At 62.6% G+C, this 21,805-nt stretch carries 23 protein-coding genes; 9 read left to right on the forward strand and 14 right to left on the reverse strand.

Features of this window, described 5'->3' with window-relative positions:
- Positions 1–51 precede the first annotated feature (51 nt).
- Positions 52–933, reverse strand: a complete 882-nt coding sequence (locus ACN0YF_RS12355; protein ID WP_417494611.1) for an ATP-grasp domain-containing protein — start codon at positions 931–933, stop codon at positions 52–54.
- Positions 934–1,116: 183 nt separating this feature from the next.
- Here ACN0YF_RS12355 and ACN0YF_RS12360 point away from each other — a divergent pair, with 183 nt between their 5' ends.
- The 3 genes from ACN0YF_RS12360 (at position 1,117) to hslV (ending at position 5,024) form a co-directional block, all read left to right on the forward strand.
- Positions 1,117–2,124 (forward strand): adenosine kinase, encoded by a 1,008-nt coding sequence (locus ACN0YF_RS12360; RefSeq protein WP_417481260.1) that lies wholly within the window; start codon positions 1,117–1,119, stop codon positions 2,122–2,124.
- 168 nt (positions 2,125–2,292) lie between these two features.
- Entirely contained in the window at positions 2,293–4,386 is a 2,094-nt protein-coding gene (locus tag ACN0YF_RS12365; RefSeq protein WP_417494612.1) for a putative bifunctional diguanylate cyclase/phosphodiesterase, read from the forward strand.
- Between the two features lie 74 nt (positions 4,387–4,460).
- Entirely contained in the window at positions 4,461–5,024 is a 564-nt protein-coding gene (gene hslV, locus ACN0YF_RS12370) for an ATP-dependent protease subunit HslV (RefSeq protein ID WP_417494613.1), read from the forward strand.
- Positions 5,025–5,039: 15 nt separating this feature from the next.
- On the opposite strand, the gene ACN0YF_RS12375 is transcribed toward hslV, so the two are convergent.
- Both ACN0YF_RS12375 and ACN0YF_RS12380 read right to left on the reverse strand, forming a co-directional pair.
- The gene (locus tag ACN0YF_RS12375; protein WP_417494614.1) at positions 5,040–5,528 is read right to left on the reverse strand and encodes a DUF1772 domain-containing protein; all 489 of its coding nucleotides are present in this window, start codon (positions 5,526–5,528) and stop codon (positions 5,040–5,042) included.
- A gap of 32 nt (positions 5,529–5,560) precedes the next feature.
- Positions 5,561–6,448, reverse strand: coding sequence for an NAD(P)H-binding protein (locus ACN0YF_RS12380; RefSeq protein WP_417494615.1), 888 nt, complete (start codon positions 6,446–6,448; stop codon positions 5,561–5,563).
- 106 nt (positions 6,449–6,554) lie between these two features.
- On the opposite strand from ACN0YF_RS12380, the gene ACN0YF_RS12385 reads away from it, so the two are divergent.
- Entirely contained in the window at positions 6,555–7,139 is a 585-nt protein-coding gene (locus tag ACN0YF_RS12385) for a TetR/AcrR family transcriptional regulator (protein ID WP_417494616.1), read from the forward strand.
- Here ACN0YF_RS12385 and ACN0YF_RS12390 read toward each other — a convergent pair.
- The 3 genes from ACN0YF_RS12390 to ACN0YF_RS12400 all read right to left on the reverse strand — a co-directional run bounded on the left by ACN0YF_RS12390 (position 7,136) and on the right by ACN0YF_RS12400 (position 10,387).
- Positions 7,136–7,690 carry a hypothetical protein gene (locus tag ACN0YF_RS12390; protein ID WP_417494617.1) on the reverse strand — a complete coding sequence of 185 codons (555 nt, stop codon included), beginning with the start codon at positions 7,688–7,690 and terminating at the stop codon, positions 7,136–7,138. The two genes, ACN0YF_RS12385 and ACN0YF_RS12390, sit on opposite strands and share 4 nt — an antisense overlap.
- 427 nt (positions 7,691–8,117) lie before the next feature.
- On the reverse strand, positions 8,118–8,609 hold the full coding sequence (locus ACN0YF_RS12395) for a hypothetical protein (protein WP_417494618.1): 492 nt from the start codon (positions 8,607–8,609) through the stop codon (positions 8,118–8,120).
- Between the two features lie 1,346 nt (positions 8,610–9,955).
- Positions 9,956–10,387 (reverse strand): VOC family protein, encoded by a 432-nt coding sequence (locus ACN0YF_RS12400; protein ID WP_417494619.1) that lies wholly within the window; start codon positions 10,385–10,387, stop codon positions 9,956–9,958.
- Positions 10,388–10,471: 84 nt separating this feature from the next.
- Between ACN0YF_RS12400 and hslU the strand changes: the two genes are divergently transcribed.
- Entirely contained in the window at positions 10,472–11,776 is a 1,305-nt protein-coding gene (gene hslU / locus ACN0YF_RS12405; protein WP_417494620.1) for an ATP-dependent protease ATPase subunit HslU, read from the forward strand.
- Between the two features lie 211 nt (positions 11,777–11,987).
- Here the strand turns inward: hslU and ACN0YF_RS12410 are convergent, their stop codons facing one another.
- The 3 genes from ACN0YF_RS12410 to ACN0YF_RS12420 form a co-directional block, all read right to left on the reverse strand.
- Positions 11,988–12,560: a Smr/MutS family protein gene (locus ACN0YF_RS12410; RefSeq protein ID WP_417494621.1), complete on the reverse strand. Its 573-nt coding sequence runs from the start codon at positions 12,558–12,560 to the stop codon at positions 11,988–11,990.
- A 3-nt stretch (positions 12,561–12,563) separates the two neighbouring features.
- Entirely contained in the window at positions 12,564–13,655 is a 1,092-nt protein-coding gene (locus tag ACN0YF_RS12415; protein ID WP_417494622.1) for a murein transglycosylase A, read from the reverse strand.
- Positions 13,656–13,794: 139 nt separating this feature from the next.
- Positions 13,795–14,424, reverse strand: a complete 630-nt coding sequence (locus ACN0YF_RS12420; RefSeq protein ID WP_417481251.1) for a Tim44/TimA family putative adaptor protein — start codon at positions 14,422–14,424, stop codon at positions 13,795–13,797.
- 194 nt (positions 14,425–14,618) lie between these two features.
- Here ACN0YF_RS12420 and secB point away from each other — a divergent pair, with 194 nt between their 5' ends.
- On the forward strand, positions 14,619–15,137 hold the full coding sequence (secB, locus tag ACN0YF_RS12425) for a protein-export chaperone SecB (protein ID WP_417481250.1): 519 nt from the start codon (positions 14,619–14,621) through the stop codon (positions 15,135–15,137).
- A gap of 10 nt (positions 15,138–15,147) precedes the next feature.
- Here the strand turns inward: secB and dnaQ are convergent, their stop codons facing one another.
- From dnaQ to ACN0YF_RS12450, 5 genes are read right to left on the reverse strand one after another with little or no spacing between them, the layout of a single operon-like run.
- Positions 15,148–15,849, reverse strand: a complete 702-nt coding sequence (dnaQ, locus tag ACN0YF_RS12430) for a DNA polymerase III subunit epsilon (RefSeq protein ID WP_417494623.1) — start codon at positions 15,847–15,849, stop codon at positions 15,148–15,150.
- Positions 15,846–16,454 (reverse strand): dephospho-CoA kinase, encoded by a 609-nt coding sequence (coaE, locus tag ACN0YF_RS12435; RefSeq protein WP_417494624.1) that lies wholly within the window; start codon positions 16,452–16,454, stop codon positions 15,846–15,848. Before coaE ends, dnaQ begins: the two co-directional genes overlap by 4 nt.
- The gene (locus ACN0YF_RS12440) at positions 16,451–17,296 is read right to left on the reverse strand and encodes a shikimate dehydrogenase family protein (RefSeq protein WP_417494626.1); all 846 of its coding nucleotides are present in this window, start codon (positions 17,294–17,296) and stop codon (positions 16,451–16,453) included. The genes coaE and ACN0YF_RS12440 overlap by 4 nt, the downstream gene beginning before the upstream one ends.
- The gene (locus ACN0YF_RS12445; RefSeq protein WP_417494627.1) at positions 17,293–17,883 is read right to left on the reverse strand and encodes a Maf family protein; all 591 of its coding nucleotides are present in this window, start codon (positions 17,881–17,883) and stop codon (positions 17,293–17,295) included. The genes ACN0YF_RS12440 and ACN0YF_RS12445 overlap by 4 nt, the downstream gene beginning before the upstream one ends.
- Positions 17,880–18,719, reverse strand: a complete 840-nt coding sequence (locus ACN0YF_RS12450; protein ID WP_417481245.1) for a pyruvate, water dikinase regulatory protein — start codon at positions 18,717–18,719, stop codon at positions 17,880–17,882. The genes ACN0YF_RS12445 and ACN0YF_RS12450 overlap by 4 nt, the downstream gene beginning before the upstream one ends.
- A 441-nt stretch (positions 18,720–19,160) precedes the next feature.
- Here ACN0YF_RS12450 and hemE point away from each other — a divergent pair, with 441 nt between their 5' ends.
- From hemE to ACN0YF_RS12465, 3 genes are read left to right on the forward strand one after another with little or no spacing between them, the layout of a single operon-like run.
- The gene (gene hemE / locus ACN0YF_RS12455) at positions 19,161–20,198 is read left to right on the forward strand and encodes a uroporphyrinogen decarboxylase (protein WP_417481244.1); all 1,038 of its coding nucleotides are present in this window, start codon (positions 19,161–19,163) and stop codon (positions 20,196–20,198) included.
- A 14-nt stretch (positions 20,199–20,212) separates the two neighbouring features.
- The gene (gene hemH / locus ACN0YF_RS12460; RefSeq protein WP_417494628.1) at positions 20,213–21,256 is read left to right on the forward strand and encodes a ferrochelatase; all 1,044 of its coding nucleotides are present in this window, start codon (positions 20,213–20,215) and stop codon (positions 21,254–21,256) included.
- Between the two features lie 6 nt (positions 21,257–21,262).
- A complete protein-coding gene (locus ACN0YF_RS12465; RefSeq protein ID WP_417481242.1) occupies positions 21,263–21,718 on the forward strand; it encodes a CopD family protein in 456 nt (151 codons plus the stop codon).
- The last annotated feature ends 87 nt before the right edge of the window (positions 21,719–21,805 follow it).

Raw genomic sequence — 21,805 nt, forward strand, 5'->3', positions numbered from 1 at the left:
ACCAGGGCACATCCAAGCCGGTTCTGACGGCCAGATTATGGCGCTTCGCGGCTAAATCAGCGCCTTGAGCGCCCGCGCGAAGGCAGCGCCCATTTCGGGGCCCTGTTCGGGATAGAGATAGGGTTCGATCAGCTCCAGCTCGATCAGGGCCAGCTGGCCATCGAGCCCGCGCAGCATGTCGATACGCGCATAGAGCAGATCGCCCTCGACGCAGTCGAGCACGGACCGCGCCAGCGCCAGCTCGTCCTCGCCGGGATGGTGAATCTCCTCACGCCCGCCGAATTCCGACTGCACGCGGTAATCACCCTTGGCCGGTAACTTGCGGGCGCAATGGGAGAATTCACGGCCGAAGAACAAAAAGGCGTATTCGCCCTCTTGAGACACGGCTGGCAGAAAAGGCTGGATCATGCATTCGGCGATTGGCAGATTTTCCGGGTCTGGCAGAGCCTCGCCGCGCCGGATCCTTGCCTGCCGCCAGGCGCCGGCGCCGAGCACGGGCTTGACGACAATGTCATCGCTGCCCAGCGCATCGAAGGCGTTGGCAATCGTCGCCGCGTCGGCGCGATCCGCCCACAGGGTGGGGATCATCGGCGCGCCGCGTTGGGCCAGATCCTTGAGATAGGTCTTGCGCTGGTTCCAGCGATAAATCTCGAGCGGGTTGAGCAGGCGGGTCTTCGCCGCGATATCCGTCAGCGCCGCCTCGAAGGCTTCGGGCCGCTGCATATAGTCCCAGCAGGTGCCGATCACGGCCGCGTCGAAGCGCGACGGATCGAAATCCGGATCGTCCCAGATATGGGTGGTCAGCTCGATCCCGGCGTCCAGACAGGCTGGTGCGAGGGCGGATATCTCGAGATCATGTTCCCAGAAATCCTTGCGGGCTTCGGGATTGTCCTGGAGCATGCAGGCGGCGGAGAGAAAGGCGACTTGTTTCATGGGGCGCTCCTAGCGCATTTGCGCCGCCGGCGGGAGCCGGTTTTGCGGCTGGGCGAGGCGCCGGCCCGGGATTTGGGTGCCCGCAGGTCTTGCTGTCCCGGGCCGGCAGGGTTAACCCGGCTGCAGCCAGAATGATGATCCGGTGCCCCCGCCGGCTTAACCCTAACGATCGAAAGACCCGCCATGACCGCGACCCGCTTTGACGTTCTTGCCGTCGGAAATGCCATTGTCGACGTGCTGTCGCCGGCCACCGACGCCTTTCTCGCCGCCGAGGGCATCGCCAAAGATGCGATGACGCTGATCGATGAGGAACGGGCGCGGACCCTGTATGAGCGCATGCAGCCAGGCAAGGAAGCCTCCGGCGGATCCGCCGCCAACACGGTGGCCGGGATTGCCTCCCTGGGTGGCCGGGCGGCCTATATCGGCAAGGTCGCCGATGACCAGCTGGGTGCCATCTTCAGCCATGATATCCGCGCCATCGGTGTCGAGTTTGCCTCCACCCCGCTGGTTGGCGGACCGGCGACGGCGCGCTGCCTGATCAATGTCACCCCCGATGCCGGCCGCTCGATGTCGACCTTCCTGGGCGCTGCCGCCCTGGTCACCGAAGAGGATGTCGAGGCAGGTGCCGAGGCGCTGAAGGCTTCGAGCATTGTCTATCTGGAGGGCTATCTGTTTGATCGCGAAGAGGCAAAACGCGCCTATGTCTGCGCTGCCGAACTCGCCGCAGCCTCGGGCCGCAAGACGGCGCTGACCCTGTCGGACACTTTCTGCGTCGCCCGTCACCGCGCCGCCTTCCGCCATCTCGTCGCCCACCACATCGATATCCTGCTCGCCAACGAGGCCGAGATCACCGCCCTTTACGAGACCGAGGACTTCGACGCCGCGATCGAAATGTGCCGCAAGGATGTTGCCGTCGCCGCGGTGACTCGCGGGGAGCATGGCGCCATCTTGTTGCGTGGCGAGGAAACAGTGAGGATCGGGGCCCAGCCGGTCGCCGATTTGGTTGACACCACAGGCGCGGGCGACCTGTTTGCCGCCGGCTTCCTGCTCGGTCTGGCCCAGGACAGAAGCCTGGAAGAATCCGGTCAAATGGGCGCGATTTGTGCCGCGGAAATCATTTCTCACTTCGGTGCACGCCCCGAATGCAGTCTGAAATCACTCGCCGAGGATGCCGGAATCCCTTTTGAATAAGGGTCGCGCGTGAATTCGATTCAAATCTTAATGAAAGAACTCCGGCATTTTAACCACAATTCAAGTGGTTGCCCCCATCCTGCACGCTGAGAACTGGCCGACCTTGTGTCTTGCCAGAGTGTTTGACGGTGTAGGTACGGCCTGAAAGGGCTGTAATCAGGGGTAGACATGGCGCCCATCCGCAAGGCGATTTCGCGAGTGATGCGATCCCTGGTGATGAAGTTCACGCTTCTCACCGGTATGCTGATTTTTGCCACGACGTTGATGTTGATGACGCTCGAGAACATCTCGGCGCAACGGGAGACCCGCAATCTGCTGGCCGAAAGCTCGGTCGCGCGGTTGCAGTCAACCGCCGATCGACTGGCCAATGCCGTGGCGAGCAATGACGTCGATTTTGTCCAGCAATACCTGACCGAGATGAAGGCCTCCCTGAATCTCTCGGAAGTCTATGCGATCAATAATCGCCGCGAATTGCTGGGTCGGGCCTATAATGAGGGCGAGGCCTCCGAACGCCTCAACACTTCCGACCTCGCTGTCATGGCACTGGGCGCCGGCGATCGCCGCGCTGCCCTTGGCGCAACGACGCTCGAGGTCGCCGTGCCGGTCTATACCGAGTCACGCCGCCTGGTCGGGGTTGTCTTTGCCCGCCAGGAGCTGGTTGAACTCACCCGTTCGCGCAATGCCGCCATTCGGCGCCAGACCCTGATCGCCCTCTTCGCGCTGGGTATTTTCCTGCCGCTGGCCGCCCTGATCGTGGGCCGCGCGCTGAAACCGGTGCAGACGCTGACCGACGCGGCGCGGCTCGCCTCTTCCAAGACGCTCGACATGCGCATTGATGTGCATACCGGCGATGAGCTGGAAGTGCTGGCGAATGCCTTCAACCGCATGTTTGCGCGCCTCGACGGCAATCTCAAACGTATTCACCGGCTGGCCTATGTCGACCTGGTCACCGAACTGCCCAACCGCGAACGCTTCCGCAAGGAGACCGAACGGGTCTCGCGCAAGGCAGTCGAGGACGGTGACACCGGTGCCGTACTCTTCCTCGACCTCGACCGGTTCAAGCGCGTCAATGACAGCCTGGGCATAGGCGAAGGCGACCGCATGCTGGAAATGGTGGCGCGGCGCCTGTCGGAAGTGGCGCGCGGTTGCGACCTTGCGGCTGGCGGCGATACCGAGCGGAGCCTGGTCGCCCGTCTCGGCGGTGATGAGTTCACCGTTCTGCTGCCTTCGATCGAAGACCCGGCGCACGCCGCTCGGGTCGCCAACAAGCTGGTCGATGCCATTCGCCTGCCCTTCGAGATCTCCGGTCACCAGGTCTTCCTGGGTGTGTCGATCGGGATCGCCGTCTTCCCGCAGGATGGTGCCGACCCGGAAACACTGATGCGTCACGCCGACCTCGCCATGGCCCACGCCAAGCGCGATGGCGGTTCCTCGGCCCGTTTCTTCGAACCGGCGATGAACCAGTCCGCCTTCGAACGCCTGGTGCTGGAAAACGAGCTGCGCGATGCCGTGCACCAGGATCAACTGGTCGTCTTCTACCAGCCCAAGATCGACATGAAGACCGGCGCCGTCGCCGGAGCCGAGGCGCTGGTCCGCTGGCAACATCCGACCGCCGGCCTGCTCTCTCCGGGCGCCTTTATCGAGGCTGCCGAGGAATGTGGCCTGATCGGCGAGATCGGCGACTGGGTGCTGCGCGCCGCCTGTCATGAAGCGGCCCGCTGGCGCACGCTGGGGATCGAGATCCCTGTCGCGGTCAATGTCTCGGCCATGCAGTTCGAGCGCGAGGGCTTCTCGGAGTCTGTTCTGTCTGCGCTGGCTGATGCCGACCTGCCGCCGCACCTGCTCGAGCTGGAGCTCACCGAATCCATCGCGATGGAAAATCCCGAGCGCGCCATCGTCCAGGTTCAGCCCCTGCGTGATCGCGGCGTCAATTTCGCCATCGATGATTTCGGCACCGGCCATTCCTCGCTCTCCTATCTGACGCGCATGCCGTTCGACGTGTTCAAGATCGACCAGAGCTTCGTGCGCGACATGACGACCGATCCGCACGCCTGCATCGTGGTCGAGACCATTCTCGCCATGGCCAAGGCGCTGAAGCTGGAAACCGTCGCCGAGGGCGTGGAGACCCAGGAGCAGTTCGAAATGCTGCGCGCCGAGGGGGCCACGCTGGCCCAGGGCTTCCTGTTTGCCCGCCCGATGCCGGCCAGCGATTTCGTCGAATACACCCTGGAAGGTTCGGCCAAGCGCGCTGTTGCCGAATAGGCCTGATGGGCTGAGGGCTTGATCGGCGCGGCCGCTACCGCCACATCTGTGTCTACAGTTTGACGGAGACGCCGATGTCCAGACCCTCATCCACTGACGCCACGCAATGGCGCGGCACCACCATTCTCGCCGTGCGCAAGGACAAGACCGTGGTGATCGCCGGTGATGGCCAGGTCTCCTTCGGCCCGACGGTGATGAAGGGCAATGCCAAGAAGGTCCGCCGTCTTGCCGACGGCCAGGTTGTGGCCGGTTTCGCCGGCTCCACCGCCGACGCCTTCGCCCTGTTCGAACGCCTCGAAGCCAAGCTCGAGCAATATCCCTCCCAGCTGGCCCGCGCCTGCGTCGAACTTGCCAAGGACTGGCGCACCGACCGCTATCTGCGCAAGCTCGACGCCATGCTGATCGTCGCCGACACGACCGCCACCTTCGTGCTGACCGGCGCCGGCGATGTGCTGGAACCGGAACATGGCGTCGTCGCTGTCGGCTCCGGCGGCAATTATGCCAGCTCCGCCGCCCGCGCCCTGCTCGACTATGAGCCGGACCCGGAAGTCATCGTCCGCAAGGCCATGGCGATCGCGGCCGAGGTCTGCATCTACACCAATGAAAACCTCACCATCGAGACGCTGACGGCGAAATAGCCCGGCCGCCTGCCCTCAGCTCAGCAGCCAGGGCGCGGCGGCGAAACAGAGCGAGGTCGCGATCGAGCCGGCGACGCGCAGGTGATTGAGCCCGGTCCAGCGCGTCAGGTAGCGCTGCCAGTAGAGGCGGGCGCCCTCAGCCTCGGGATCATATCCGGCAAGGCGCCGGTTCATGGGCACATTGCCGAAGCCTGTCACCAGGAAGACGGTGATCAGATAGATCATCGCGCCCGTATAGATCAGGATCTGGCCCGGCCCGTCGAGGGCGAACAGGGCGTAGGCGGCCAGGGCGTAGACCGCTGGCAGCAGCCCGACAAAGGCGGTCAGGAAGACCGACCTCAACACCGTGCGGTTAATGCCCTGCATCGCCTCGATCCCGCCGGCGGGCCTGGCCAGGGCCAGACCGCGCATGACGAAATCGGAAAAGGCCAGCAGGACACCCGCCACCAGGGCGCTGGTCAGGGCCAGCAAGAGGCAGGCGAAGGCAATCAGGGTCATCGACATCTTGTTCTCCTTTGCAGACAGGGCCGCAAGCCTCAGGCCGCCATTGACCAGACGCCGGACCGGGCGGCATCGCGGGCGAAATCGATGAAGTCCACGGGCGGCCGCCCCAGCGCGCGCTGCACGCCATCGCCGAGCCGGGCATTGCGGCCATCGAGCACGGTGGCCAGCAGGTAATCGAGCAACCAGACCATCACTTCCGGCAGACCGGCCGCGACCAGCCCGTCGACAAAGACCGTCTGCGGGATATCGGTAAAGCGCACCTCGCGGCCCGCAGCCCGGCTGATTTCGGCGGCGACCTCGGCAAAGCTGAGCAGGCGCGGACCGGTGACCTCATAGACCTCGCCGGCATGGCCCGGCCGGGTCAGGGCCGCGATGGCGACCTCGGCGATATCATTGGCATCGACAAAGGGTTCGCGCACATCGCCGGCCGGCAGGGCGATCTCGCCGGCGCGCACCATGTGGACGAATTCGCCCTCGGTGAAATTCTGGTTGAACCAGCTGGCGCGCACGATGGTCCAGTCCATGCCTGATTGCTGCACGATGCGCTCACTGGCCTGGGCCTCATCCTCGCCGCGGCCGGAGAGCAGCACGATATGGCGCACACCCGCCGATTTCGCCGCAGCGACAAATGCGGTGATCGCCTCGCCGGCACCGGGCACGGCCAGATCGGGCGCGAAGGTGAGATAGACGGCGCTGACGCCTGTGAGCACAGCGGCCCAGCCGGCCGGCTTGTCCCAGTCGAAGGCGGCGGCGGCGCTGCGCGAGGCGATGCGCACGGCATGGCCCAGGCGCATCAGGCCTTCAGCGACACGGCGGCCGGTCTTGCCGCTGCCGCCGATGACCAGGATGAGGCCGGGCTTCTTGCCGGCCTGCGACGCGTCGCTGGCGGCGGGGCGGATGGTTGGTTTGGAATTGAACATGGCGATTTCCTCGATTGGGGTGCTTTCTTGACACCGTGTAAAGTTTACATCGCCGCTATATGCGTTACCTTGACACCGTGTCAAGCGTGAATCGGAAAACTGCCCCATGTCCAAAGCCGGTGAAGAAACCCGAACCCGCATCCTCAACGCCTGCTGGACCCTGCTGGAGCAGGGCCCCGACACGCCGGCGCGGATGAGCGATATTGCCCGCGCCGCCGGGGTCAGCCGCCAGGCCGTCTATCTGCATTTCCCCAACCGGACCGAGCTTTTGATCGCCACCACGCGCTTCATCGACGAGGCGTCGGACATTGACGAACGCCTCGCCAAAAGCCGCGCCACCACGGGCGGGCCGGCGCGTCTGGACGCCTATATCGAGGCCTGGGGGAATTATATTCCGGTGATCCATGGCGTCGGCAGCGCCCTGATGGCGATGGCCGCGACCGACGAGGCCGCCCGCGCCGCCTGGGCTGACCGCATGGCCGCGATGCGCCATGGCTGCGACGCCGCCATCCAGGCCATCGCCCGCGACCGCCGGCTACGCCCCGGTCTCGCCCCCGTCCGCGCCACGGATCTGGTCTGGACCCTGCTTTCGGTGCGAAACTGGGAGCATCTGGTCATCGATTGCGGCTGGGCGCAGGAAGATTATGTCAGCGAGATCAAACGGCTCGCGCGCGCCGCCGTGGTCGCCTAAAGCGCGAAGTGAAACACCAGCACATCCAGCACCAGCGCCGCGAACAGGAGCGGCACCAGGATCTGGTGCAGCATCCGCGCCTTCCAGATCGCCAGCGCCAGGAAGGCGGCGAGGATGAAGGCCGAGGACAGATTGTCCATATCGACCAGCCCGTGACCAAAGCTCAGCGGCCGGTAGATCGTCGCGAACACCACGGTGGCGGCGCCGAGCAGATAGGTCTGGCGCGTATTGGCGAAATAATGCCGGTCGTAATCCACCCCCTCCGCATCGTCGGGAAACAGAAGATGCGAGATGATGTAAAGCCCGATCGGCCCGCCCAGCATCAAAAGCAGGATCGGAAAGCTCCACGTCTCGACCAGCCGCTGGTCCCAGGCCTCCCACCATTGCTGCAGCAGGGCGATGAAGACCAGCGCCACCATCACGCTGTGCAACCAGTAAAACCGCGACCGCGCCCGATTGCGGATCTGCCGCGCCACATTGGTCAGCAATTCGGTCACGCCGAGCCCGACAATGATCGACAGCAACACCATCACAAATGAAAACCGGTCCATGCCTGGTGCTCCCTTGGCGTGGGGGGAGACTAGGGGGAAGCGGGGTGGTGGACAAATCGGGAGCCTCTGCCCCCAAAATCCCCCCCTTTGTCATCCCGGCCGGATGCCCCGCGAAGGCGGGGCGCAGAGCCGGGACCTACCCGTGCATCCAGCTGGAACAGCGGGTAGGTCCCGGATCTACGCCCGGATCGCTCCGCGTCCGGGCATCCGTCCGGGATGACAAGGGGTGGTTGGTTTTGGTGCCGGGTGGCGACGCGCTTCGAACAAGCGCCACCCCAAGAACCCTACACAAACTTCCCCCGGATTTATTCCGGGGCCTGCCAACAAAAATCGAGCGAACTCATCCAACCCCGGCAGACCCCGGAACAAGTCCGGGGGAAGCGGGGTGGTGTGGCCATTTTCTAGCCGCGCAAGCGCGAACTCACCGCTACTGCCAAGGATGGGGTTCTTGGTACTGGGGAATGGCATCGCGGCGTTGGAGCAAGCCAATCAATTCTGCATCCGTTACGCTCATCTGTTCCAGCGCGATCAAGATATGATCCTCAAACCAGCGAGTTAGATATCGTTGCAGCCCTTCACCCCGAACGTGCTTGTAAAACGTTTGGAGTACCGGGTAACCCTCACCCTTCGTGATGCATTGCCATATATCTTTCTTGGTCCGCCCCTCAAACTGGCCGAGCCAGGTTGCGAGGTAGCGGTCACCGGCGATGGCCTTCGCTTCCTCCAATAATGTCTCACGCTGGCGGTTGTTGGCATCTCGTTGACTTTGAATTTCCTCCTGCGCCTTTCGGCAGGGCTCGCAGTGAATGCGGGTATATCGACGAATCCTATTCCAGTCGTCCATTTCGACCGAGGTTTCGACCAAGCCTGCGCCACAAGCGCATGGCGATTCGTGCAAAGCTATCTCTTCCCAACTCATGGGTTCAGACTAGCTGAATTTCCAAAGAGGGAACACCAGACAATTGCCCGGGCGCCACACCTCAACCCAAAACCCATGCCGAGATCCCGCCACCGGGGTTCAGCGCCGTCAAGGCGTAGACCCGCGAAGCGGCGCCAAAGGCGGCCTTGACGGCGCTGAACCCCGGTGGCCCACTGGCTGGCAAGGGGTTTCTCAGGGTGTCGCACGAGCGGGAGAGCGCTCAATTGAATAGTGTTTTTCGAGCAACTTCCCGTTAGAGTGAGGCCTCCGAAGATCGAGGTGACTGCAATGGGAATGGATTGGGGGAAATTCTACGCTGGTTGGCGGCCCAACGGCGACCGGGCTCTTGAGCCTCAGCCCGTGGTGCTCCCCGAGGAAGATGCCAAGGAAACACAACCTTTTGCGAGGGAGGTCGCGTTCGAGGGGCAGTCCTTCATGATCGAATACGTTGATACCAAGAACAGGGAATCACGCCGCTCGATTTCCGTCCTCTCGGTGAAGTACAATGATCACGGAGACCCATCCCTCTGGGCTATCTGCCATCACCGGAACGCGCCACGCTTATTCAGGATAGACCGAATCCAATGCTGCATTGACTACGATGGAGAGGTTCACGATCCGGCACCATTTTTGCTCGAAACACTGGACCTAGACGTCACAGCTAAGGCGCCAGTGGCGGATGTCGATTCTTCCAGGTTGCGGGCGGCCCGTGACAGAGCGAGACCCCATGCGATCCTTCTGGCTGGCTTATCGCGATGCGACGGATATATGCACCCGGATGAATTGGGTGTGCTTTGCCGACATTGCGAACAACTAAGCGACAATCTCTCACTAGAGGAATGTGACCGCTTGGGAAGGACCTACCGGCGATTGAAACCGACGCCCCGCCAAATGAATGAGGCGTTAGATAGCCTTCGGTCAGAGCCTGTCGATGTCTTGGAGCGGTTTCTGATTTCGGCTCATGAACTAATTCGCGCAGATGGCAAGCTGACCCCACAAGAAGCAGAGCTCTACGACCAGTTTCACTATGAACTAACAGGTGTTCACTGGCTTTAATGAGCCCCTACGAATTGTCGGCTTGCATCCTAACCTAATGGCTCCCTTCTCGAACCATTGGACGAGACTCAATGATCTGCTTACGCCCTAACCTCGCAAAGCGCATCGAGCGGCTGCCAAAAGCCCAATATCGTCGCAGGGGCTCTGCAACCGCTTTGTGAGGCCGAAAGCAACGGTATTCACTCGACACAGTTTTGATAAGGCAAGCATCACTGGGAAGAGTTACTTTGGGACTGACTAAGTTCACCAAATTCTTCCCATTGTAGCCGCTTCTGCACACCCCCTCCCCCTCACCGCGCAAAAATCCCCCCCTCATCCCGAAAGCACTTGAACTCCAGCGCATTCCCCGCCGGATCCCTCAGGAAAAACGTCCCCTGCTCCCCCGGCTCGCCCGCAAAGCGCACATAGGGCTCGATGATGAAATCCACGCCGGCGGCGCGGAAGCGTTCGGCCAGGGCTTCCCAGTCGTCCCAGGCCATCAGCAGGCCGAAATGGCGCACCGGCACCGCCTTGCCATCCACCCCGCCGGTGGCGACCGGCTGGCATTCCCCGGGCGCGAGGTGGGCGACGATCTGGTGGCCGTAGAAATCGAAATCGACCCAGGTCTCGCTTGAGCGGCCTTCGGGGCAGGCCATGATGCCGCCATAGAAGCGCCGCGCCCTGTCGAGGTCGTCGACGGGGAAGGCGAGGTGGAAGCGGGGGCGTTGCGGAGCGTTTGACATGTCGGCAAATGCCTTTCAGCACTGGTTTCGCGGCTGCAGCCTGATTACATGGTGGGCGAAGCCAAGCCAAATGCGAAACCTGTCATGACCGAATTTACCCCCCGCGAGATTGTTTCCGAGCTCGACCGGCATATTGTCGGCCAGGGCGATGCCAAGAAGGCGGTCGCGATCGCCCTGCGCAATCGCTGGCGCCGGCGTCAGCTTGAACCGGGCCTGCGCGAAGAGGTGATGCCGAAGAATATCCTGATGATCGGGCCCACGGGCGTCGGCAAGACCGAGATCTCGCGCCGCCTGGCCAAGCTGGCCGGGGCGCCCTTCATCAAGGTCGAAGCGACCAAGTTTACCGAGGTCGGCTATGTCGGCCGCGATGTCGACCAGATCGCCCGCGACCTGGTCGAGGTGGCGATCACCCTGGTGCGCGAAAATCGCCGCGAGGCCGTCAAGGCCCAGGCCGAAAGCCAGGCTGAGGAACGCGTGGTGGATGCACTCGTCGGTCCCGGTGCCAGCCCGGCGACGCGCGAGAGCTTTCGCAAACGCCTGCGCGATGGCGAGCTTGACGACAAGGATGTCGAGATCGAGCTCAATGATGCCGGCGGCATGCCGATGATGGATATTCCCGGCATGCCCGGTGGCGGCGCCGGCGTGATCAATCTCGGCGAGATCCTGGGCAAGGGTTTCGGCAAGAAGAAGAAAACCGTGCGCATGAAGGTCAAGGAGGCCTATGAGCCCCTGCTGGCCGAGGAAGCCGACAAACTGCTCGATGATGCCGCCATCACGGCCGATGCGATCAGGCTGGCGGAAAATGACGGCATCGTCTTCCTCGACGAGATCGACAAGATTGTCGGCCGCTCCGATGCCCGCGGCGCCGATGTTTCCCGCGAGGGCGTCCAGCGCGACCTGCTGCCGTTGATCGAGGGCACGTCGGTGACCACCAAGCATGGCGTGATGAAGACCGACCATATCCTGTTCATCGCCTCGGGCGCCTTCCACCTGGCCAAACCATCCGACATGCTGCCCGAATTGCAGGGCCGTCTGCCGATCCGCGTCGAGCTACAGGCGCTCAGCGAAGCCGATCTCAAACGCATCCTCACCGAACCGGAAGCCAGCCTGATCACGCAATATGTCGCGCTGATGGGCACGGAGGGCGTCACGCTCGATTTCACTGACGAGGCGATCGACGCGCTCGCCTCGCTCGCGCACGAGGTCAATGCCTCGGTCGAGAATATCGGCGCGCGGCGTTTGCAGACGGTGATGGAAAAACTGGTCGAGGAGATTTCATTCTCCGCTTCCGACCGCGATGGCGAGACGATTGTCATCGACGCCGACTATGTCGCGGAGCATGTCGGCAATCTGGCGAAGAATACCGATCTGTCGAAATTCATTCTCTGACCCCTTTTCCGGTTCGAAAAAGCGACCAGCCGGAATCCGGCCGCGGTTTCGCGCCGGAGATATAGTCGTCATAGACGTTCCGCTGCAGGATTCGACTCCTACCACACGGCCTTAGGGGCTGCGGTCACCGGGTGGCAGACCCGATGACGCTGAACGGTGAATGCGGAGCAGCTCCGGGGCACACCAAGGGTTGCTTGCGCCACACGCCGGTCTAGCGCTTCACCCGCCGCATGGTGACGTAGAAGGCGCCGCCGCCGCCATGGCGCAAATGCGCGACCGCATACCCTGACACCCACTGACGAAATTCCGGATTTCCCAGCCATTCCGGCAGTTTGCGCCGCAAGACCCCGGGCTCGTCATGATAGTCCCAGGGCTCGCTCTCCCGCTCACGCGCCTTGAACCCCTTGCCGGTGATCACCAGCACGGTGCGATAGCCGTCGCGATAGGCCATGGCGAGGAAATTCCGCAAGGTTCTCAATGCGATATCCTGCGTCAGACCATGCAGGTCCAACCGCCCGTCAATCTCCACCTTGCCCCGCCGGAGCCGTTTTTCACCGCCGCGATCCACCGGCAGGGGCGGATGTTTCGGCGTCGTATGGGGATGGGGAAAATGGCCATGCCGCAACGATGCCTTGCTCTCCGGCACCGGTTTTTCCTGCGTAGGTTCAAGAGCTTCCGGATCATCAAGCCGGTCGAGCCGGTCCGGCGCGATCGGCTTCACCGAGCCGGCGACCTTGCGCCAGATCGCCTTTTCCTCCGGCCGCAGGGAACGTTTGCGCGCCATCGCTCAGGCCGGCGGCGTTGCATCAATGATGCGCTGGGCGACGGAAACCGGAAGCAAAACAGTCCATTGCGCCTGGGCCCGCGTGGTGCCGGCGCGCCGTTCCTCCGCCTCACCCCAGCCCCAGAAGAAGTCCGCCCGCAGCGGGCCATTGATGGCGCCGCCGCCATCCTGGGTCACCACCAGCCCTGTCCAGGCAGGGAAATCGGGCAAATCAGCGCTCAGCCAGACCGGCACGCCCCAGGCATGAAAGGCCGGGTCGACCGCGATCGAGGCCATCGGCGTCAGCGCCACGCCGGAGGAACCGCGCGGTCCCAGCGACGGGTCGGTAAGCTCCTGTGTTTCAAAGAAAACATAGCGCGGATTGACCGCGAACAATTCCGCCGTCGCCTCCGCCCCATGGGTCATCAGCCAGGCTTCAATGCCAGCTTTCGAGGCGGCATGCGCCTCCAGCTCGCCGCGTTCGATCAGTTCGCGCCCGATCGAGCGATAGGGCAGGCCGTTATGGGCCGAGAAGGCGGCGCGGGTCTGGTTACCCTCAGGATCGACCAGGCGGCCGGAGCCCTGGATCTGCAGGAAAAACACGTCAATCGGGCGGCCCCAGGCGAAAATCTCGCCGCGGTTATCCGCCTCGATCTCGGCGCGATTATAATACCGCACCAGAGACCCGTCATTCACCCGGCCAACAATGCGCCGCCCCGCCAGATCGGATTCAAACAGACCCAGATCCACCGAGACCATATCGCCGGGCCGCCGCCGCAAGGGCTGGCTGAATTCTCCGCCGGCCATGTCGCGCACCTCGACATAGGGTTCGTAATAGCCGGTCAGCAGGCCGGTCTCGCCCGCCACCTCGCCATCCTCATCCAGCGCAATCACCCGCACCGGGGCGAAGAAGGCTTCAAAGGTCGCCTGCGCTGCCTCGGAGGAATCGCCCGTCATCGCTGCCGCGGTACAGGCCGCGCGCCAGTCACCGACAAGACCGGCCCAGGGCGCACGCGGGCTCAGCGCTTCGCTGTCGGCGCGATTGTCGAGCCGGGCGCAGGACCGCAGGAAAGCGCCCAGCGCCGGACGCAGATCGGCGCCGGTCCAGCCGGCCATTGCGTCCCAGTCAGCGGGAAGTAATTGCAATCCGGTGGGAAGCGCTTGTTCTACAGGCGGTTCTTCCGGCGGCTCGGGGGCCGGAGACGGGGCGGGCTGGCATGCTGCGACCAGCAGCAGGGCAAGCAGTGCGGCCGGGCTATACCGCCGCCACACCGGTCAGCACCCAGTTCGGATTATTGGTATCGGTGCGCCGTTCGAACACCCAGTTTTCATGGACCGTATTCAGCGTACCGATATCCCCGGAAATACGCTCGCCGGCATCGCCCAGGGTTTCCGTTGCGATTTCAGCCTCGAAGGCGACCTTGATCCGGGCTGTCGCACCGTCATGCGAGGCCTCGACGATCTCTGCCGACTTGATCCGCTCGATCTCGGTACGAACGCTTTCCTTGCGCTCGGTCCGGGCCTGGATCGCGTCGGCATAACGCTGATAGACCTTGTCGGCGAGCAGGGGCCGCAATGCTCCCAGATCACCCTTGGCAAAGGCCTCGACGACCATCTGGTAGGCGGTCCGGGCACCCGTGAGGAATGTCTCGGGGTTGAAGCGCGGGTCAACGGCGGCAATCGCCTCGAGCCCGGCCGCGGCGCGGCCCTCGAAAGCGGGACGCAGATGCGGCTGCGGCACTCCGGACAGGGATGGACGTCCATTCGGGTCGCTGGCCGGTGGCGCTTCCATATGGCCGTCGCGACGTCCGAGGGTCGAATAGAGGCGGATCGCGATGAAAATCGCGATGCCTGCGAAAATGACGGTGGGTAGAAGTTCAATCATGTGATTTTCGCCGCTCGACGGGGTCGGTAGGGAGTGTTGACCAGATATAGACGCTATTTGTCCAGCCGTCAGCCTTCTCGCTGAAACCCAGCATGCTTGCTCCGGTCCGGCCCGCATGTTAACCGGCGCGCCTCGTTTCGTGTGGCCATATTGGCCGCTATCGTATCACCGACGCCCGTCCTTTGGGGATTTTCATGACCGACGCTCCAGCTACGCCTGCCGAAAACACACCGCCACAGCCGCCACAGCTGCGCATCCTTGCTCAGTATGTGAAGGATTTGTCGTTCGAAAACCCCGGCGCGCCCGAGACCCTGCGCAATGCCCAGGCCCCGGCGATCGATCTCGCGATTGATGTGCAGGCCCGTTCGCTTGGCGAAGGCACCTTTGAGGTCGTCCTCAATATCAATGCCAAGGCAGCGCGCGAGAACAATGATGTCGTTTTCATCACCGAGCTGGCTTATGGCGGCCTGTTCCAGCTGGCCAATATCGCCGATGCTGATCGCGAGCCCTTCCTGCTGATCGAGTGCCCGCGCCTGCTCTTCCCGTTCGCCCGCCGCATCCTGGCCGATGCCACCCGCGATGGCGGCTTCCCGCCGCTGATGCTGGACCCTGTGGATTTTGCCAGCCTCTATCGCCAGCAAATCATGAAACGGGCCGCTGCAGCGCCTGGCGCCGACACCAATGGCAATGGCTCCCCAGAAGCCAGCAACTAGACCCGATTGATCAGCTACGGCCGATCTTCAACTTGTTCCAGAGCGCGTTTTCGCCCAGCTCCTCAATGAAGGCAGCATGGGCGGCGCGCTCTGTTTCTGTCAGGAGCTGGCGCAGCGCCTGCGGACGCGGCTGACGCGCCGGAAACACGACTTCGCCCGGGCCCGTTTCGCCCTGGCCGCTGAGATCCAGCGCCCGCGTACGGCCACCGGACAGTTCCAGATAGACCTCAGCCAGCAGCAAGGCATCGATCAGGGCGCCGTGCTTGTCGCGGCTTTCCAGCGAGATGTCGAAACGCTTGCACAAGGCGTCGAGGGAAACATAGGAGCCCGGGAATTTGGCGCGGGCAATGCGGGCCGTATCCTTGAAACGGTCCTCCGGATAGCTGGCATGGCCAAGCCGCTCCAGCTCCATATTGATGAAGCCGCGGTCGAAAGGCGCATTGTGGGCCACAAGGCCCGCATCGCCGACAAACTCCATGAATTCACCGGCAACATCGGCAAACAGCGGTTTGTCGGCCAGAAAAGCGTCGGTCAGGCCGGTGATCTCGACCACTTCCTTGGGCGTTGAGCGCTGCGGATTGACATAGGTGTGCCAGGTCTTGCCGGTCGGGATGAAATCGATCACCTCGACGCAACCCAGCTCGGTCACGCGATCGCCTGCGTTGGCGTAGAGACCGGTGGTCTCGGTATCAAAAACAATTTCGCGGATCATTGGTCCGTTTCCTCGATCTGTCCGCGGATGGCTTTCAGGATGACATCGATCTGACGCCGGGCGTCCTCAAGTCCGCCCGAGGTCTCGACGCGGTAATCCGCACGCGCCAGCTTGCTCGAATCATCGAGTTGCCGCGCGATTATGGCGTCGAGTTTCGCTTCCGTCATGCCCGGCCGCCGCAGAACCCGTTCGCGGCGCTCGGCTTCCGGGGCGTGGACAACCAGCACATGGTCAACATGCTCGTGGCCGCCGGTCTCGAACAGGAGCGGAATGTCGAAGACAACCAGATCGGCCCCGTTGCGATGGGCTTCGTGCAGGAAGGCCTCACGCTGCTCCAGCACCAGCGGGTGAACAATCGCCTCGAGCCGGGCAAAACCCGACGGGTCTTCGTGCAGGGCGGCCGAAAGGAGCGTCCGGTCGACCATGCCATCGACCACAACGCCGGGAAAGGCTTCCGCAATCGGAGCCACGGCCTTGCCGCCTTTCGCGTACAGGGCGTGGACGCTGGCGTCGGAATCGAAAACCGGGATGCCGGCTTCGCCGATCAGCTCGGCGGTCGCCGATTTGCCCATGCCGATCGAGCCCGTCAGGCCAATAATGATCATCGTGACGCCTCCAGCAGCGAGACCAGATAGTCTTCGGCCGCGACGCTTTCCGGTGGTGACACGCCATAGAAAGCTTCAAAACTTGGCCGGGCCTGGCCGATCAGCATGCCAAGGCCATGAATGGTTTTCAGACCCCGGGCCGCGGCATCCCTGAGGAAACCGGTCTCGAGCGGTTTGTAGACACTGTCCGCAACCACGGCATCGGCGGGCGCCCGACTCCAGTCGAAAACCAGATCCCCGCTTCCGGACAGGCCCAGCGAAGTCGCGTTGACGATGAGGGCAACTCCGGCAAGCGCTTCATCGCGCCGCTCCCAGTCATGGATCCGGACGCCGGGCGCCAGATCAGCAGCCATGGCCGTGGCATTGGCCCGGCTGCGATTGCTGAGCCGGATCTCGGGCGCACCGGCTTCAACGAGCGCATAGAGAATGGCGCGGGCCGCTCCGCCAGCGCCAAGGATCAGGGCGGGGCCCCGCGATGGGTCGACACCGCCAGCCCTGAGAGCATTGAGAAAACCCGCCGCATCCGTATTGTCGGCATGAATGCGGCCATCCCGGAATGTCAGCAGGTTGGCAGCACCGATAGCGCGCGCGGCCTTGCTGGCATCGTCACTGGCTGCGAGGGCCGTCTGCTTGTGGGGCAGGGTGACATTGAGCCCGGCGCAATTGGTTCGGGCAAGCACGCGAAAGAAGGCCTCGGCCTGTTCGCTCTCAACCCGGTAGGGCGTATAGACCGCGTTGATTCCGGCCGCCTCGATCCAGGCCGACATCAAGCTCGGCGACAGTGAATGTGCGATCGGGTCACCGACAACGCCGGCGATCCGGGCAGCCCCGGTCGGTTTCATGACAGCAGGACTCCCTGTTGGCGCAATGCGCCCAGCAACGGAACAAGTGGCAAGCCCAGGACGGCATGAAACTCGCCATCAACACGCTCGAACAATTGTGCCCCCAGGCCCTCGAACGCATAGGCACCGACGCTGGCGGTCAATTCATCGCCGGCCTTGGCCAGGTAATGATCGAGAAAATCATCGCTGAAGGCCCGGACCCACAGGGTCGAGGTCTGCTGGTGTTGCCAGACCGGCTGGCCGCCCCGCACCAGGGCGAGGCCGGCATGCAGCTGATGGGGCTGGCCCCGCATTGCCTGCAGGCGTTCCCGGGCGAGATCACGGCGCGGCAGCTTGTCGAGCAACTGACCATCAAGCTCCATGGTCTGGTCAGCGCCGAGTACAAAGGCGTCCGGGTGTTGCGCCGAGACCTGGCCGGCCTTGGCATTGGCCAGCAATAGCGCAATTTCGGCCGGAGACAGGCCGGAATGTTCGGCTTTCAGCTGATCTTCGTCGACATCCGACTTGATCGTCGCGAAGCCGATCCCGGCGTCCTGCAGGATCTGGCGGCGGATCTGACTGCCCGAGGCCAGGATCAAGCGGCTCATTGGCGGCCTCGCTTCTCATTGAGCATGTTGATGATCTTGGCGGCGGTTTCTTCCACCGAACGCCGCGTGACATCGATATTGGGCCAGCCATGCTTGGCATAGAGGCGCTTGGCCTCGACGATCTCGTCACGCACCGCAAAATCATCGATATAATCGGTCGAGCGGTCCTCATTGAGGGTCAGCAGGCGGTTGCGGCGGATCTGGACAATCCGTTCCGGCGATGCCGTGAGACCGACAATCAGGGGATTGCGCAACTTAAACAGAAATTCCGGGGCCGGCACGCCGCGAACCAGGGGAATATTGGCAGCGCGATAGCCGCGATGCGCCAGATAGATGCTGGTCGGGGTTTTTGATGTCCGGCTGACACCAAGCAGGATGATGTCCGCATTCTCGAAATTATCGCCCTGGCCATCATCATGCGCCATGGCGAAATTGAGTGCGTCCATACGGTGATAATAGTCGGCATCAAGCGCCCGCTGCGCCCCGGCACGACTAGCCATGGCCCGGCCGAGATAGGTGCTCAGTGTTGCCAGCATGGGATCCAGGATCGCGATCGCCGGCACGCCGAGATCCGCGCAACGTGATTCCAGCTCGCGCCGCAAGTCCGGATTGACGATGGTGTACATCACCACACCGGGATAGCCTTCGATCTCTTCAAGCACGCGATCAAGCTGCCGGGAGGAACGCACCAGCGCATAGAGATGCTCAAGCGGATTGGTGTGTTCGAACTGCGCGACCGAGGCGCGCATCACTTCCATCAGGGTTTCACCGGTCGAATCGGAGACCATGTGGATATGGAATGATGTGTTCAGCCGTGGCCTCGATGTGGTGGACATGATGATAGCGGCCTCAAGAGCGTTTACGATTTGTTAATAACTGGGGCAATTGTCCCCAGCCCTGGATCCGGGCTTCCCCGATTGTGGGTTTCACCGGGTATGACCCGGTACTACCCACACGTCTATCCACATCCGTCACGGTGTGCAAAACCGGTTTGAGACGGGTGATTTCGAGCCGTATTTCAACAATAATCCCCTCAGAATTCAACAGATGTATTCGGTCTAAATTGTTGTTTTTTATCGTTCAGACCGATTTGTAACACTTATGCGCGTCCAACGGAATGATCCGGCAAATCGTGGATAGAGTTTTCAGGTATGACTGGAGAAACATCCAGCTCCCCGATTTTCACGGCCCTACAATTACGACTCTAAAAAAACATATATCTATATGGGTGAAAGGGCCGCATTGAATGATCCGTCAGAGCAGACTAATCAGGCGGAATGACACGCACTTCCAAAAAACCGCTTCTCGCCGTTCTCGCTGGCGAGACCCGACCCACACCTCCGGTCTGGCTGATGCGGCAAGCGGGACGCTATCTGCCCGAATATCGTGAGGTCCGGGCGAAAGCTGCCAATTTCATCGATTTCTGCTTTACGCCCGAACTGGCTGCCGAGGTTACACTTCAGCCGATCCGGCGTTTCGGCTTCGATGCGGCGATCATGTTCGCCGATATTCTGCTCATCCCGATCGCCCTGGGCCGCAAGGTCTGGTTTGTGACAGGCGAAGGTCCGAAACTTGAACCCTTCGATCCGGCAGGGTTTGAAGGTCTCGACCAGGGACGGGTCGCTGAAGTTCTGGCTCCGATCGGTGAGACACTGCGTCTCGTCAAACCGCAATTGCCTGAAAACACGACGCTGATCGGCTTTGCCGGCTCACCATGGACGGTGGCGAGCTATATGGTTGAAGGTGGCGGATCCAAGGATCGCTATGCGACTCGTGTCGCTGCCTGGAGCAATCCGGCAGCCTTTGACGGCATGCTTGACCGGATCGCCGATGCAACCGCGGAATATCTCGTCATGCAGGCCAATGCCGGCGCAGAGGTTCTAAAGCTGTTCGACAGTTGGGCCGAAGGCCTGCCCGAACCGCTGTTCGAGCGCGTCATCATCCGGCCCACGAAACGGATTGTCGATCAGGTCAGGGCTGCCGGGATCACCGTGCCTATCATTGGATTTCCACGCGGTGCGGGCACCTTGTATCCCCGCTATGCCCGGGAAACCGGGGTGACGGCGCTGGCGCTGGATACCGCCGTGCAACCGGAATGGGCGCGTTCCGTGCTGCCGGAAAGCCTCCCGGTTCAAGGCCATCTCGATCCGTCGGTCTTGCGTGCTGGCGGATCCATGCTCGACGCCGAGATCGATCGCTTGCTGAAGGCCTGGGAAGGACATCCCCATATTTTCAACCTCGGCCACGGTATCACTCCTGACGTGCCGATCGCCCATGTTGAGCAATTGCTGGCACGTATCCGCCAGTCTGCGTAGTGACGGAGCAGACCATGGCCAGACCGGGTGAAAAACTAGCAATCGTCCTGTTCAATCTGGGCGGCCCGGATGGCCCGGATGCGGTAAAGCCGTTTCTGCGCAATCTGTTTCGCGACCCGGCCATTATTGGCGCTCCGACACCGGTTCGCGAGGCGCTTGCCTGGCTGATCTCGACCCTGCGGGCTAAATCGGCGCGCGCCAATTATGCGAAGATGGGCGGCGGGTCTCCGCTTTTGCCTGAAACCCATGCACAGATCGCGGCGCTGGAACCGCGGCTGGCGGAACGTTTTCCTGGCCGCGACATCCGGATCTGGCCGGCCATGCGGTACTGGCATCCGTTCACCGAAGACGTGGCGCAGGAGGTTGCCGACTGGCAGCCGGACGAAACCGTGCTTTTGCCGCTGTATCCGCATTTCTCGACGACGACGACCGGCTCTTCGCTCGGGGCCTGGCGCAAGGCAGGCGGGCCGGAAACCCATACGGTCTGTTGCTATCCGGTGGAAGCCGGGTTTGTGAAATCCCACGCCGACGCCATCCGCAAGAGCTGGGAGGATGCCGGCTCACCCCAAGACACCCGCCTGTTGTTCTCCGCCCATGGCTTGCCGGAGAAGGTGATCGAGGCCGGGGATCCCTATCAGTGGCAGATCGAACAAACCGCAGCAGCGGTTGCCGCCTTGCTGCCTGAATTTCCCGACTGGCAGGTCTGTTACCAGAGCCGGGTGGGGCCGATGAAATGGATCGGGCCCTCGACCGATGATGCCGTGCGCCAGGCTGGCGCCGATGCGAGGCATGTCCTGCTGACGCCGATCGCCTTCGTGTCCGAGCATATCGAGACACTGGTCGAGCTCGATGAGGAATATGCCGAATTGGGAGAGGCCAGCGGGGTCGCCGGCTATACGCGTGTGCCCGCGCTGGGAACGACCCCAGGCTTCATCGAGGCGCTGGCCGCAATGATCGAACAGGCGCTTGCATCGCCGAAGGGGCTGGCGCCTGCTGGCGGGGTCCGGCTTTGCCCGGCCTCATGTCCAGCCTGTCCGAACGTCTTGAACGAGGTTTGAACCGTCATGATTCTCGCCGCTTATGACTGGCTTCGTGCCCTGCATATCCTGGCAGTCATCGCCTGGATGGCGGGCCTGCTCTATCTGCCGCGCCTGTTTGTCTATCACTGCGGCGCCATTCCCGGCGGCGAGCTGGATACGACCCTGAAACTCCAGGAAACCCGCCTGTTGAAGATCATCATGAACCCGGCGATGATTGCCGTCTGGGTGTTCGGATTGCTCCTGGTCTGGGCCAATGCCGAACGCGCCGGGAGCTGGGCTGTGTTTGTGAGCTTCGCCTGGTTCTCGAAATTCCTTCTGGTCTCGATCATGACCGGGCTGCATCACGTCCTGGCCCTGCGCTACAAGCGTTTTCAGGACGGCAGCAATGACTGGCCGGACCGCAGCTATCGTATCCTCAACGAGATGCCATTCCTGGCCGCGATCCTGATCGTTGTCATCGCTGTGGTGGCCCTGCGCTAGGCGCCGGAGCGACCGGACGCTTGACGGTCGCAGTTCTGCGTGGCAAGCCTTGCACGACTCCACACGTGGATCCTCTCCTTTTCGGTC

Source organism: Maricaulis sp., from assembly GCF_048270265.1.
Classification (GTDB): domain Bacteria; phylum Pseudomonadota; class Alphaproteobacteria; order Caulobacterales; family Maricaulaceae; genus Maricaulis.

Excerpts from the sequence above, each read along its gene's own strand:
- ACN0YF_RS12420 (WP_417481251.1), bottom strand. The coding sequence starts at position 14,424 with ATGATTGAACTTCTACCCACCGTCATTTTCGCAGGCATCGCGATTTTC.
- ACN0YF_RS12355 (WP_417494611.1), bottom strand. The coding sequence starts at position 933 with ATGAAACAAGTCGCCTTTCTCTCCGCCGCCTGCATGCTCCAGGACAAT.
- ACN0YF_RS12415 (WP_417494622.1), bottom strand. The coding sequence starts at position 13,655 with ATGGCCGGCTGGACCGGCGCCGATCTGCGTCCGGCGCTGGGCGCTTTC.
- ACN0YF_RS12360 (WP_417481260.1), top strand. The coding sequence starts at position 1,117 with ATGACCGCGACCCGCTTTGACGTTCTTGCCGTCGGAAATGCCATTGTC.
- ACN0YF_RS12400 (WP_417494619.1), bottom strand. The coding sequence starts at position 10,387 with ATGTCAAACGCTCCGCAACGCCCCCGCTTCCACCTCGCCTTCCCCGTC.
- coaE (WP_417494624.1), bottom strand. The coding sequence starts at position 16,454 with ATGATCATTATTGGCCTGACGGGCTCGATCGGCATGGGCAAATCGGCG.
- ACN0YF_RS12465 (WP_417481242.1), top strand. The coding sequence starts at position 21,263 with ATGATTCTCGCCGCTTATGACTGGCTTCGTGCCCTGCATATCCTGGCA.
- ACN0YF_RS12365 (WP_417494612.1), top strand. The coding sequence starts at position 2,293 with ATGGCGCCCATCCGCAAGGCGATTTCGCGAGTGATGCGATCCCTGGTG.
- hemE (WP_417481244.1), top strand. The coding sequence starts at position 19,161 with ATGACACGCACTTCCAAAAAACCGCTTCTCGCCGTTCTCGCTGGCGAG.
- ACN0YF_RS12440 (WP_417494626.1), bottom strand. The coding sequence starts at position 17,296 with ATGAAACCGACCGGGGCTGCCCGGATCGCCGGCGTTGTCGGTGACCCG.
- ACN0YF_RS12375 (WP_417494614.1), bottom strand. The coding sequence starts at position 5,528 with ATGTCGATGACCCTGATTGCCTTCGCCTGCCTCTTGCTGGCCCTGACC.
- hslU (WP_417494620.1), top strand. The coding sequence starts at position 10,472 with ATGACCGAATTTACCCCCCGCGAGATTGTTTCCGAGCTCGACCGGCAT.
- ACN0YF_RS12395 (WP_417494618.1), bottom strand. The coding sequence starts at position 8,609 with ATGAGTTGGGAAGAGATAGCTTTGCACGAATCGCCATGCGCTTGTGGC.
- hslV (WP_417494613.1), top strand. The coding sequence starts at position 4,461 with ATGTCCAGACCCTCATCCACTGACGCCACGCAATGGCGCGGCACCACC.
- hemH (WP_417494628.1), top strand. The coding sequence starts at position 20,213 with ATGGCCAGACCGGGTGAAAAACTAGCAATCGTCCTGTTCAATCTGGGC.
- ACN0YF_RS12410 (WP_417494621.1), bottom strand. The coding sequence starts at position 12,560 with ATGGCGCGCAAACGTTCCCTGCGGCCGGAGGAAAAGGCGATCTGGCGC.
- ACN0YF_RS12385 (WP_417494616.1), top strand. The coding sequence starts at position 6,555 with ATGTCCAAAGCCGGTGAAGAAACCCGAACCCGCATCCTCAACGCCTGC.
- ACN0YF_RS12445 (WP_417494627.1), bottom strand. The coding sequence starts at position 17,883 with ATGAGCCGCTTGATCCTGGCCTCGGGCAGTCAGATCCGCCGCCAGATC.
- ACN0YF_RS12450 (WP_417481245.1), bottom strand. The coding sequence starts at position 18,719 with ATGTCCACCACATCGAGGCCACGGCTGAACACATCATTCCATATCCAC.
- ACN0YF_RS12380 (WP_417494615.1), bottom strand. The coding sequence starts at position 6,448 with ATGTTCAATTCCAAACCAACCATCCGCCCCGCCGCCAGCGACGCGTCG.
- dnaQ (WP_417494623.1), bottom strand. The coding sequence starts at position 15,849 with ATGATCCGCGAAATTGTTTTTGATACCGAGACCACCGGTCTCTACGCC.
- ACN0YF_RS12390 (WP_417494617.1), bottom strand. The coding sequence starts at position 7,690 with ATGGACCGGTTTTCATTTGTGATGGTGTTGCTGTCGATCATTGTCGGG.
- secB (WP_417481250.1), top strand. The coding sequence starts at position 14,619 with ATGACCGACGCTCCAGCTACGCCTGCCGAAAACACACCGCCACAGCCG.